Source organism: Pedobacter heparinus DSM 2366 (genome assembly GCF_000023825.1).
GTDB lineage: Bacteria > Bacteroidota > Bacteroidia > Sphingobacteriales > Sphingobacteriaceae > Pedobacter > Pedobacter heparinus.
The window spans coordinates 1634185-1646623 of the sequence record NC_013061.1; the positions used below are offsets into that span (position 1 = coordinate 1634185).

Consider the following 12439-nt stretch of genomic DNA (forward strand, 5'->3'; position numbering starts at 1 on the left):
TACCTCATGGATAAATCACTGTATCTGGATCATTTAAACCTGCTGCCTATTCCTGGAGAAGCATTTTTTTACCCCGGCTTTTTTACTGAAGCAGAGAGTGACCAGTATTTTCAGGAGCTGACGCATCAGGTAACCTGGAAACAGGAACCCATAAAGGTTTTTGGTAAGGACATATTGCAGCCAAGGTTTACCGCATTTTATGGTGATGAAGCAACAAGCTATAGTTATTCCGGTATTACCCTAAATGCCATGCCATGGATAGATACCTTAACGCGTATTAAAGAAAATATAGAGACTAAATTTGATGTGGAATTCAATACCTGCCTGCTTAACCATTACAGAAGTGGTGCCGATAGCATAGGCTGGCATCGCGACAATGAAAAGAACCTTGGCCAATATCCCTTCATTGCATCTGTAAGCTTTGGCGCACCCAGGATATTCCAGTTCAGGCATTATACCGATAAAATTCCCATCATTTCTGTTGAACTGACGCATGGCAGTTTATTGATCATGAAAGCTGATACACAACATTTATGGGAGCACAGACTACCTAAAATCCTGCGCCCTGTAGGGCCCCGTATCAATTTAACCTTTCGCCTGATCCTTAAATAATATTGTTTAATTTAAGTCAGAAAAACCAATATTGTTTTGTAAAAACAATTTATCTGTTACTTTTGTTAACACTGTTAACTAAAATATATACCGTATGGGAATTGCAGAACGAAAACTCCGTCAGAAAGAAGAATTCAGGGCAAGCATCCTCGAGGCTGCATGGCTGCAGGTTTTAACAGATGGCTGGCAATCCCTCTCTATCCGTAAAATAGCCGATGCCATAGAATACAGCATTCCCGTTATTTACAATCATTTCGAGAACAAGGAAGCCATATTACTGGAATTTACCAAAGCAGGCTTTCAAAAACTGGCAGATGCCCTGCAAAAGGTTAAAATACAGCATAAAGATCCGGCATTACAGCTGGAAGCCATAGCTAACGCTTACTGGGATTTTGCTTTCGACCATAAAGAATATTATCAGCTGATGTTTGGTTTGGGTATTCCAGCCTGCGACCGGATAAACCAGGTTGCTGAGCTGAAGAATATGACCACCATCATGATCTCGAGCATTCAGGAAGCCATTGCTGCCAGTACAAACAAAGAAGCAGACTTTTTTCTTAAATACCATACCTACTTTTCAATCCTCCATGGCCTGGTATCTATACAGATGATCGAAAAGGACGGTAAACCTGCTGAAGAAAACCGGAGGATATTACAGGACGCAATTTCTGGATTTATAAAATCTTTATTTTAATCTAAACTAATTTTATGAAACGATTATTTAACACCAATTTTAACAATGAAAGTGTACACTTTATGTTGCTTGTACTGCGGGTGGCAGCTGGCGCTTTTATGCTTGTTCACGGTTACCAAAAACTGGGCTGGATTACTGCCGGCGGAGAAATACAGTTTGGGGATCCTATAGGTGTAGGCCCGGTATTGTCCCTTTATTTAGCCGTATTTGCCGAATTTTTCTGCTCCATTTTACTGATTCTGGGATTGGCCACCAGGTTTGCCCTGATACCACTTATCGTTACTATGGTTGTTGCGGTGGGTATTGTGCATGCAGCGGATGGCTTTGATAAAAAAGAACTTGGATTGCATTATCTGGTTGTATATCTGTTTCTGCTGGTTGCCGGGGCCGGAAAATATAGTATAGATAACCTGATCAGTAGAAACCTGAGTGGTCGCAGAAGGTAAACAGGCATCAATTTTGATGACTGTAATCTAAACACACATACTAATGAAAAGAATCTTCTTATTATGCCTTGCAGCCCTGGCCCTATCCGGTTGTGGTATCAACCAACAGGCAGCGCAAATCAAGGCACTCGAAAAATGTACTTACCGGATTACCTCGGCCGATCAGATTACACTTGGTGGGGCTGATGTGAAAAAAATGGTAGCTAATGGTGACGTTAACCTGGGTAGTTTGCCGGCCCTGGCCCTGGGTTTGCTCAGAAAAGACGTTCCTTTAAGGGCACGCTTAAATCTGGAAGTTAAAAATCCGACAGGCAATGCTGCTGCCATTAATGAATTTGAATATAAGATCCTCATCAACAGACAGGAACTGGCTACCGGTTTTGTAAACCAGGCACTCAATGTTGCAGCAGGTCAATCTTCTACTGTGCCGGTTGATATGGAGGTCAACGTTTATCCTTTTATTTCAAACAGCAAGGTAATGGGAGAGATCAGCGATTTCCTTAAAAGCAGTAAAGGAGGCCCGGAAAAGAAAGGCATACTTACCCTTAAGATCAGGCCCAGTATTAAAGTAGGCAATACATTGGTCAAATATCCGGGTTTTATTACAATTGATAAGGAAGTAAGCAGTAAAATTCTCCTATAAAAAGGGTCGTATTTTTGCAGGATTGTTACGGTTTTAGTTTTTATTTAGAACCGCAGATTGGCGATTTTTAATTAATTTCGGAATCCGATATAATTAAAACCTGTATATGAAATTTCGTTTATACCTGCTTGTTATTGCCGCAGTTGTTCCTTTTTTAAGCAAAGCACAAAACATGCAGCAGCTAAATGCTGCTGAAATTAAACAGGGGCTGGAAGCATTAAACGTTACAGGAAGTGTACTGTACATCGCTGCACATCCGGATGATGAAAATACCCGTCTGCTGGCCTATCTGGCAAAAGACAAAAAAGTAAGGACAGGCTATTTGTCATTAACCCGGGGCGATGGGGGACAAAACCTGATCGGTAATGAACAGGCTGAATTGCTTGGCCTGATCCGTACCCAGGAATTGCTTGCTGCCCGTCGTACTGATGGTGCCGAACAGTTTTTTACCCGGGCAAATGATTTTGGTTTTTCTAAAAATCCTGAAGAAAGCTTTAAAATCTGGGATAAAGCTAAAATATTGGCAGATGTGGTATGGGTGATCAGAAAGTTTCAGCCTGATGTGATCATCACCCGTTTTCCTGAAGACGGACGTGCTGGTCATGGCCACCATTCTGGTTCTGCCATCCTTGCACATGAAGCTTTCTCGGCTGCTGCGGATCCGAAACAATTTCCAGAACAACTGGCTTTTGTTAAGCCATGGCAGGCCAAACGCATTTTATGGAATACTTTTAATTTTGGCGGCAACAATACCACCGCCGACGATCAGTTAAAACTCGATGTAGGCCTGTATAACCCATTACTTGGTAAAAGTTACGGGGAAATAGCAGCAGAAAGCAGGTCTAACCATCGTAGCCAGGGCTTTGGTTCGGCCAGGCAACGTGGTTCTTCTACAGAATTTTTTACGCTGGTAGCCGGCGAAAAAGCTACCAAAGATATATTTGAAGGGATTGATTTTTCTTTAAAAAGGCTGCCGGGCAGTGCTGCCATACAGCAACTGCTAACCGAGATCAACGCAACTTATGATGCTGCTGATCCAGCTGCATCCATCAACAAACTGTTAAAATTAAGAACGCTGGTAAAGGACAAACCATTTAAACATGAGCTACTGGACGACCTGATCCTGGCCAGTGCAGGTATCTGGTTTGAAAGTGCTGCGGCAAATTCAGCGTATGCCTTAAATCAACCTGTAAATGTAAAAGTACAGGGTATTGCCAGGGTAAAGCCAGGCTTTCCTTTGGCTATCAGTCTTGAAGAAAGCAACAGCGGGGCTGCTTTCAGTTTAGTACCCAACAAATTGATGTCGGAAGACAAGACCATTACTACCAATGACATTGGCCTTTCCCAGCCTTACTGGCTGGAAAAACAACATCCGCTGGGCTCCTTTGTGGTAGATGACCAGACTAAAATCGGACTGCCCGAAAACCCGGTCGGATTAAGTGCCCTGTTCAAAATAAAAATTGGTGATGCAGTCATTGAAAAGCAGCGTCCAGTAGTCTACAAGTATACCGATCAGGTACGTGGTGAGGTTTATCAACCCCTGGTTATTGCACCACCGGTTACTGCTACACTTACAGAAAAAGCGTATGTTTTTAATGGCAATGAGGCTAAACAAATTGCGGTTCAGCTCAAGAGCTTTAAAGATAATGCCACAGGCCAGCTGCAGCCACTGGTTCCGGCAGGCTGGAAGGTGAGTCCCGAGAAAGCCAGCTTTACTTTAGCCAAAGGCGAGGAGCAGGTTCTGGAATTTACGGTTAGCCCCGCAGGCCATATTTCAGGAGGCAATTTAACCTTTCAGGTGATTTTAGACGGTGAAACTTATGATAAAGGTTTACGCGTGATCAATTATGAACATATTCCTTTGCAAACACTTTTTCCACCGGCTGTGGCCAGGGTAGATAAAATAGATTTGAAACTGGCTGGAAGGCGAATTGGTTATATTGCCGGGGCGGGCGATCTGATACCCGAATCGCTGAAACAAATCGGATATGAAGTGGTAAATCTTAATGAGAACCAGGTGATCAATACCGATCTTTCGGGTTTTGATGCCATTGTAACTGGTGTCCGTTTGTACAATGTAAATGATCAGATCAGGAGCATGCAGCCTAAGCTGATGAAATATGTAGAAAATGGCGGTACCTTACTTGTACAGTACAATGTAAATAATCCGCTTAAACTGGAAAATATTGGCCCTTATCCCTTCAGGCTATCGCGTGACCGTGTTACAGAAGAAGGCGCAAAGGTGGGTATCCTTAAGCCCGAAATTCCGGTATTAAATTATCCGAATAAAATTACAGCTAAAGATTTTGAAGGCTGGATCCAGGAGCGGGGATTGTATTTTGTAACGGATGCAGACCCTAAATATACCGCTGTACTGAGTATGAACGACCAGGGCGAAAGTGCCAAAACAGGTGCCCTGATTGTAGCTGATTATGGAAAAGGCAGATTTGTATATACCGGTCTTTCTTTCTTCAGACAGTTGCCGGCAGGCGTACCCGGTGCTTATCGTTTATTTGTAAATCTCTTATCGGGGAAAAAATAATTATTTAAGCCATGAAAAGAGCGGAAACACAAACAGAGGAACAGGAACTCCCCCCTTTTGTTAAAACCTGGAAACAGTTTTACCGCCTGCTGATTGCCTGGCTGGTATTTCTGATCTTGATTTTTTACGCCTTTACCAAGTATTTCGAATGAGTGCTGCAGACTGGTCCGTATTGATCTTAACGCTAGTTGTCATAGTAGTTTATGGCATTTACAAGAGCCGAGGAGCGCAAAATATTCAGGGTTACCTGCTGGGCAATCAATCGCTGCCCTGGTACCATGTATGCCTTTCTGTAATGGCTACCCAGGCCAGTGCCATCACTTTTTTATCAGCTCCCGGCCTGGCCTATTCTTCAGGAATGAGCTTTGTACAGTTTTATTTCGGACTGCCATTGGCGATGATCGTCCTGTGCATCACCTTTGTGCCCATATTTCACCGCCTAAAGGTATACACCGCTTATGAATATCTGGAACAAAGGTTTGACCTGAAAACCAGGGCATTAACGGCCTTTCTTTTTTTAATTCAACGGGGTCTTTCAACTGGGATTACCATTTATGCCCCTTCGATTATTTTATCAACTATACTGAATATCAATACCACTTATACTACTTTGTTTATTGGTAGCCTGGTCATATTTTATACCGTCTATGGTGGTACTAAAGCCGTTTCTTATACACAGATGCTACAAATGAGCATCATCTTTTGCGGACTGTTTGCCGCAGGCATTATGGTGGTACACCTGCTTCCCGGCGACATCGGTTTCAGCCGGGCCATTAGCATAGCCGGAAAGATGGGGCGCACAAATGCCATAGATTTTAAATTGGACCTGAACAACCAATATACGGTATGGACCGGCTTGATAGGTGGTTTCTTTTTGCAGCTTTCTTATTTTGGTACCGACCAGAGCCAGGTAGGCAGGTATTTATCGGGCGCCTCTGTTAGCCAGAGCAGGCTGGGCTTGTTGATGAACGGCCTGGTAAAAATACCGATGCAGTTCCTGATCCTGCTGATCGGGGTATTGGTATTCACCTTTTATCAGTATAACCGTCCACCCATCTTCTTCAACAGTTTTGAACTGAATAAGCTGGAAAAGAGCAGCTATGCGCCTGAACTTGATCAAATAAAGGTAAACTATAACCGTGCTTTTGAAGAAAAACAGCAGGAAGTAAATCAAATGAATGCAGCACTTGATGCAAATGATAAAGCACGCATTGATACACAGAGAAAGGCTCTACAGGCAGCCGATGAGAAAGAAAAGGCCATCAGAAAACAGGTTACTGATTTGATGGTAAAGAATGATGAGCATGCCAATATAAAAGACAATAATTATATCTTTTTGAGTTTTGTAACGCAATATTTGCCAAAAGGGTTAATAGGTTTGCTGATTGCCATTATTTTCCTGGCCTCTATGGGCTCCACAGCAAGTGCTTTAAATTCACTGGCTTCTACAACAGTAATAGACATTTATAAGCGGCTGATCAAAAAAGATGGTTCAGATCACCAATATCTGCAGGCATCGCGGCTGGCGACAGTTTTTTGGGGGGTAGTTTGTATCATAATGGCTTTATATGCCAGTAAAATTGGCAATTTACTGGAAGCTGTAAATATATTAGGCTCTTATATTTATGGTACTATACTGGGTGTTTTCCTGGTCGCTTTTTATGTAAAGCAAGTAAACGGGAGGGCTGTGTTCATTGCAGCTTTGCTAACCGAAGCTATTATCGTGCTGCTGGGTAGTCGGGATGTTGTTGCATACCTGTGGTTAAACGTGATTGGCTGTGTGCTGGTGGTGTTGATATCCCTGCTGGTTCAACAAGTCATGCGTAAAGAAAAATAGGCTTCCTGCGGCATGTCCATATCAAAATCTATTTCTTAACAATACGTTGCTATAAAATTAATATCATTAGCTGACTTTTGTATGCTGAGTGGGAGACATTCAAATATTTAATTTTTTTTTATATTGACTTCTTAATGTTTAAATTGCTTTCATTATCCCGAAGCTTTAGCACTATTTAACTTGAAACTACATAAACCTGATTTAACTTTGGTGGATGAAAAAGAACTCGTTGCCCTTTTACAAAAGGGCGATAAAGGTGCCTTTGGGGAATTATACCATCGCTATAAACGGAAATTATATTACAATTTTCGGAAACTGCTGAAATCCGAAAGCCAGGCAGAAGAATTGCTGCAGCAGCTGTTTGTAAAAATATGGGAAAATCGCCTTTCACTAGATCCAGATAAAGTATTTAAGGCTTATTTATTCCGAATTGCCGAGAACCTGGTCTATGATTTTTTCAGAAAGGCAAGCCGTGATAAAAATATGGGGGCAATTTTGATGACCGTTGCGACGGAAAACTACTCGCATATTGAAGAGGCTATTTATAGCAAAGAAAGAGAAGCTCTTATCAACCGGGCCGTAGCATCCCTGCCACCTCAACGCCGTCACGTTTTTACCCTTTGTAAACTGGAAGGCAAAACTTACGAGGAAGTTAGCGTAGAATTGGGGATATCTACCTCAACGATTAATGATCATATTGTTAAGGCAACACGTTCTGTTAGAGAATATCTTTTCGTGTCTAAAGAGTTTGCACTGCTGTTTTTGCTGGCATTTTTCATTAAATAAAATTATTTTTTATATCAGAGCAGATGAAAAGCCTGGCAGCTGCGTATTGGCATAAAAATAATATAATTTGGAAAACCAGGATCGTCTTACACCAATATTTCATAAGTATTTAAATAACCAATGTTCTCCTGCAGAAGTAGCTGAACTGTTTGTTTTCTTCCGTGCCGGAGAAGACCCGGAGTTACTCAGATCTCTGATCCTGGAGCAATTGAATAAACCTACCGGACATATATCGGTTGAAGAGCCAGCCGACGAAATGGTTTTTGAGCGGGTGTTTAATTCCATTTCAACACATATAGAATTACAGGCACCCGATATTCAGGTAATTGGTAAACGGTTGTACTATTGGATTGGTATTGCGGCTAGCTTCTTGATCGTTTCTTCTATAAGCTTATATCTGTATTATAGTGCTCATCAACCCTTAAATAACCTGGGGAGAAACAAAGTTCATCAGGCAGACATTGTACCGGGCAGTAACAGGGCGATGTTAACCCTATCCAATGGGTTGGTAATTGCGTTGAACGAAGCCAGAAATGGTGAGCTTGCAAAGCAAAGGAACGGTATCATCAATAAGACTAAGGATGGCGAAGTGGTGTACCGGTCTAACAGCAATCAGGCTAAAGCCGTTAACGCCGAATTCAACACCATTACTACCCCGCGGGGGGGACAATACACCATCGTATTACCTGATGGAAGTAAGGTATGGCTGAATGCAACCTCTTCATTAAAATTCCCTGTAGCTTTTACAGGTGCCGTACGGAACGTGGAGCTTAGGGGAGAGGCCTATTTCGAGGTGACAAAAGATAAAAATAAGCCATTTAAACTGACTGTAAATGGTGCCACAGTTGAAGTACTGGGCACACATTTTAATGTAATGGCTTACAGCGAGGAGACAAAAACCAGAACTACGCTGCTGGAAGGATCGGTAAAAATTTCAAAAGGTGATAAAAGTGGTCTTTTGAAACCGGGACAACAGGCTGATATTGACGGGCAAAACAACATCAGCATAAATGAAGCTGATACGGAGCAGGCTATGGCCTGGAAAAACGGCTATTTTAAGTTTAACAGGGACAATATACAAACCATTATGCGGCAATTGTCACGATGGTATGATATAGATGTTGCTTATGAGGGTAAAATTCCAGACGATGAATTTGTTGGTAAGATAAGGCGGAGCGTGAACCTGTCGGAAGTTTTGAAGGTGTTAGAAATGAGCAATGTTCATTTTAAAATTGTAGATAAAAAAATAATTGTAACCGATTAATTAAACCTTTCAAAAGATAATTATGGATAGATAAAGACCAGACCTTCACCAATGGCCCCAAAAAAAGGAGAGTGTTTGCGGCACTCTCCAAATAATGGCCAAGTAAAAAAATTTCTAACAGAATTCATTATTCAACCAATACAAAACTATGCAATTAAACTTTAATATTAAGGAACTGCTATGTAGTAAAATATTACCCAATAAACAACCAAATAACTATTTAGGGTTATTTCGAATACCACCGGACACTAAGAACCTAATCATGAGGCTTAATATCATCGTATTATTTTTAACATTATCCTTTTTACAGATAAGTGCTAAAAGCTACTCCCAAAATATTAATCTGACTGGGCAGAACATTCCTCTGGAAAAAGTCTTTGCCAGCATCGAACAGCAAAGTGGCTACTTCTTTTTTTATAACTATAAAGAGCTAAAAGATGCCAGACCTGTAACCGTCGGCCTGAAAAATGTGCCGCTAAATGAGGCTTTAAAAAAAATACTACAGGGGCAGCCATATACTTATGCAATTGCTGTGAGTAACAAATCAATTGTGGTAAAAAAGGTATCCCAGCCTGTAAATGCAACATTGCCGGTTGAATCGGTGATCATACAGGGTAAGGTAATTGACGAAAAGGGCCTGACATTACCTGGCGTTAGTGTTAAGCTTAAGGGTACGGCAATAGTAGCAATAACAGACAAAGACGGGAAATACAGCATCCGCGTACCGGAGGCTAAAGGAATTTTGATCTTTAGCTCAGTCGGATATGCCACATTTGAAGTCGAAATTAAAGATCAGAAGCCCATAATTGTAACCATGACTGAGCAGGCATCAGACTTACGGCAGGTAGTAGTAATTGGCTATGGGGCGGTTAAAAAAAGTGATCTTACCGGAGCAGTATCTGTGGTAAAAATGAAAGATATTGAAAATGTACCTGTAATCCGTGTCGACCAGATGTTACAGGGCAGAATTGCGGGTGCAGAAATTGTGAGCACTACCGGCGAACCTGGTGCTGGTACTTCTATACGTATACGGGGAACCCGCTCTATTTCGGCAACCAACGAGCCCTTATATGTCGTAGATGGTGTGCTCGATGCGATAAATAGCCTGAATGACTTGAACCCAAGTGATATTGCATCTATACAGGTACTTAAAGACGCATCATCTACAGCGATCTATGGCTCCAGAGGAAGTAACGGTGTTATTGTTATCACTACAAAGATGGGGGTGAATGGTAAAACCAGCTTTATTTATCATGCAGATTATGGTAGAGCACAATTGCCCCGTTTCCTGGACCTGATGAATGCTGAGGAATTTGCAAATCTGCAAAACGATCGTTTTTTCTTTTCTCTTGGGGTCAACCAAAGTAAGCCACTTGAAGAATACCCTTATAAGAATCCTATTGGCCTGGGCGAAGGTACCAATTGGACAAAAGTAATTTCACGTTCAGCACCGTACCTCAACCATACTTTTTCTGCATCAGGAGGCGATAAATCAACCAGTTATTATTTCTCTGCCAATTATAACAATACGCAGGGAATTATCATAAATAGCGGATTGAAACGCTATCAGGCCCGGCTGAACCTTGATAAAACGATCAATAAATATGTAAAATCCGGTCTCAGGCTCAACTACGCTTATCTGGACCAGAATGTAAACAAGGCCGATATCGGTACAAGTACCCTGTGGTACAAATCCACTGTATTTTTATCACCTACCATAGCTGCATATAAAGCCGATGGCAGTCTGAACGACTTTAATACACAATGGTATACAGGCACGCTGTTTGACTCGCCTTTGGCCAATTCGCTGCTTCAGGAAAAATTTCAGCTAAGAAAAACCCTTTCTTCGTCGTTGTTTGTAGAAGTGAGTCCTGTTAAATCTTTGAAAATCAGGAGTTCGTTGTCGTTTTATGATTTCAATAGATTTGACAATACCTTTTATCCCTCAACGCTCCCTACCAGGATGAGTAAGAATTCAGGGGCTTATGCCTATAAGTTTTCGACAGAGGACAATAACATTTTGAATGAGAACACCATCAGCTATAACAAGGTATGGAACAAGCATCATCTTGATGCCTTGTATGGCATCACCTTTCAATCGTACTGGACATCGAGTTTCTCAGCCAGCGGTGATGGTTATTTTATAGATGATATCGGTACAAATGATCTGGGGGCTGTTCCATCAAAAGAAACACTAGCGGTAGGGTCGGGCCTGTCCAGACAAAAGAAGGTTTCCAACCTGGCCCGGATCAATTATAACTACGATGGCCGGTATTTTCTAACTGTAACTGCAAGGGCCGACGCATCTTCAAATTTTGCGTCTAATCATAAATGGGGATATTTTCCTTCAGCAGCCTTTAAATGGAACATCCTAAAGGAAGGTTTTATGAAAGGTGTAAAACATATTGATGAGCTGGGACTGCGTATAAGTGCGGGCATCTCCGGTAACGATGCCATTTCGAGGTATCAATCTTTGTCGCAGCTAAACTCCAGTTCTGGCGGATATATATTTGATGGGGTTACTCCGGTTTCCTACTTTCCGATCAGAATTTCTAATGAAGGACTGACCTGGGAGAAAACAGCCTCTTATGATATAGGATTAGACCTTTCTGTTTTAAAGAATCGTCTTTCCTTAACATTTGATGCTTATACCAGTAAAACTACCGACCTGCTGCTTACCGTACAATTGCCTACACAGGTGGGTTACGTGAGTCGGTTGACAAATATTGGACAAACATCAAACAAAGGAGCGGAGCTGACCATTGAGTCAAAAAATATTGTCAAAAAAAACTTTACCTGGTCAACCACGCTCACTTTTGCGCATAATAGTCAAATGGTTGATGATATAGGGGGGCTGGACAGGATCATTGCTTATGCCAATCCTTTTGGAGCACAGTATATGATGTATGGTTATGAAAAGGGAAGACCACTGAATGCGCTGTGGGGCATGCAATATGGTGGAGTCTGGAAGTCTCAGGCAGAGATCGATCAGAATAAAATTGATAAAAAATATGCTTCATCAGCTGTTAATTTCTATTCTCCCGGTCGCCAACGCTATATTGACCAGAATAATGATGGTTTGTTAGACAACAGCGACCTGATTTATTTAGGTGATTCAGACCCGAAACTGTATGGTGGGATCCAGAACACTTTTAACATTCATGGATTTAATTTGGGTATTTATCTTAATTATTCTATTGGCGGAAAAATTTACAATCCGACAGAATTATTTATGGGCACCGGGACTTATCTGACCAATCAGTTTAAGTATATGGTGAATGCATGGCATCCAATACGTAATCCAACTTCCGATTATCCGCGTGCCGATTCAAAGGATGATATTCCGAATGACAGGTTTTTACATGATGCTTCTTTCCTGAGGTTGAAGAATGTTTCTCTCGGTTATACATTTAACCTGCTGAAACTTACCAACAACAATATAAAATCGCTTTCGCTTACAGCCAGCGGAAACAACCTTTACCTGCTGAAATATTATAACGGTTATGACCCGGAAGTATCCACCCAAAGTGGCGGATCAACCATTAGAAGGATGGATAACGGAGCCTATCCAAACAGCAGGACAGTGACTTTCAGTGCTGAAATCAAATTCTAAAT

Annotated in this window: 10 protein-coding genes; all 10 read left to right on the forward strand. The window is 41.6% G+C overall.

What is annotated here, in order from left to right; translation table 11 throughout:
* Positions 1-6: 6 nt before the first annotated feature.
* The 10 genes from PHEP_RS06875 to PHEP_RS06915 all read left to right on the forward strand — a co-directional run bounded on the left by PHEP_RS06875 (position 7) and on the right by PHEP_RS06915 (position 12437).
* Positions 7-612, forward strand: coding sequence for an alpha-ketoglutarate-dependent dioxygenase AlkB family protein (locus PHEP_RS06875; protein WP_012781532.1), 606 nt, complete (start codon positions 7-9; stop codon positions 610-612).
* A 94-nt stretch (positions 613-706) separates the two neighbouring features.
* A complete protein-coding gene (locus PHEP_RS06880; protein WP_012781533.1) occupies positions 707-1306 on the forward strand; it encodes a TetR/AcrR family transcriptional regulator in 600 nt (199 codons plus the stop codon).
* A 14-nt stretch (positions 1307-1320) separates the two neighbouring features.
* The gene (locus tag PHEP_RS06885; protein ID WP_012781534.1) at positions 1321-1752 is read left to right on the forward strand and encodes a DoxX family protein; all 432 of its coding nucleotides are present in this window, start codon (positions 1321-1323) and stop codon (positions 1750-1752) included.
* 43 nt (positions 1753-1795) lie between these two features.
* Complete coding sequence (locus tag PHEP_RS06890; protein WP_012781535.1) at positions 1796-2395, forward strand: LEA type 2 family protein; 600 nt, start codon at positions 1796-1798, stop codon at positions 2393-2395.
* 106 nt (positions 2396-2501) lie between these two features.
* Positions 2502-4937: a PIG-L family deacetylase gene (locus PHEP_RS06895; RefSeq protein ID WP_012781536.1), complete on the forward strand. Its 2436-nt coding sequence runs from the start codon at positions 2502-2504 to the stop codon at positions 4935-4937.
* 11 nt (positions 4938-4948) lie between these two features.
* On the forward strand, positions 4949-5089 hold the full coding sequence (locus tag PHEP_RS22165; RefSeq protein WP_012781537.1) for a hypothetical protein: 141 nt from the start codon (positions 4949-4951) through the stop codon (positions 5087-5089).
* Positions 5086-6774, forward strand: coding sequence for a sodium:solute symporter family protein (locus tag PHEP_RS06900; protein ID WP_012781538.1), 1689 nt, complete (start codon positions 5086-5088; stop codon positions 6772-6774). The genes PHEP_RS22165 and PHEP_RS06900 overlap by 4 nt, the downstream gene beginning before the upstream one ends.
* A gap of 180 nt (positions 6775-6954) precedes the next feature.
* Complete coding sequence (locus PHEP_RS06905; protein ID WP_012781539.1) at positions 6955-7560, forward strand: RNA polymerase sigma factor; 606 nt, start codon at positions 6955-6957, stop codon at positions 7558-7560.
* A 67-nt stretch (positions 7561-7627) separates the two neighbouring features.
* Complete coding sequence (locus PHEP_RS06910) at positions 7628-8824, forward strand: FecR family protein (protein ID WP_012781540.1); 1197 nt, start codon at positions 7628-7630, stop codon at positions 8822-8824.
* Between the two features lie 262 nt (positions 8825-9086).
* On the forward strand, positions 9087-12437 hold the full coding sequence (locus PHEP_RS06915; RefSeq protein WP_143715712.1) for a TonB-dependent receptor: 3351 nt from the start codon (positions 9087-9089) through the stop codon (positions 12435-12437).
* The last annotated feature ends 2 nt before the right edge of the window (positions 12438-12439 follow it).

What these genes read in the sequence shown, in the direction of transcription:
- PHEP_RS06875 (WP_012781532.1), top strand. Translation starts at nt 7, where the DNA reads ATGGATAAATCACTGTATCTGGATCATTTAAACCTGCTGCCTATTCCT.
- PHEP_RS06880 (WP_012781533.1), top strand. Translation starts at nt 707, where the DNA reads ATGGGAATTGCAGAACGAAAACTCCGTCAGAAAGAAGAATTCAGGGCA.
- PHEP_RS06885 (WP_012781534.1), top strand. Translation starts at nt 1,321, where the DNA reads ATGAAACGATTATTTAACACCAATTTTAACAATGAAAGTGTACACTTT.
- PHEP_RS06890 (WP_012781535.1), top strand. Translation starts at nt 1,796, where the DNA reads ATGAAAAGAATCTTCTTATTATGCCTTGCAGCCCTGGCCCTATCCGGT.
- PHEP_RS06895 (WP_012781536.1), top strand. Translation starts at nt 2,502, where the DNA reads ATGAAATTTCGTTTATACCTGCTTGTTATTGCCGCAGTTGTTCCTTTT.
- PHEP_RS22165 (WP_012781537.1), top strand. Translation starts at nt 4,949, where the DNA reads ATGAAAAGAGCGGAAACACAAACAGAGGAACAGGAACTCCCCCCTTTT.
- PHEP_RS06900 (WP_012781538.1), top strand. Translation starts at nt 5,086, where the DNA reads ATGAGTGCTGCAGACTGGTCCGTATTGATCTTAACGCTAGTTGTCATA.
- PHEP_RS06915 (WP_143715712.1), top strand. Translation starts at nt 9,087, where the DNA reads ATGAGGCTTAATATCATCGTATTATTTTTAACATTATCCTTTTTACAG.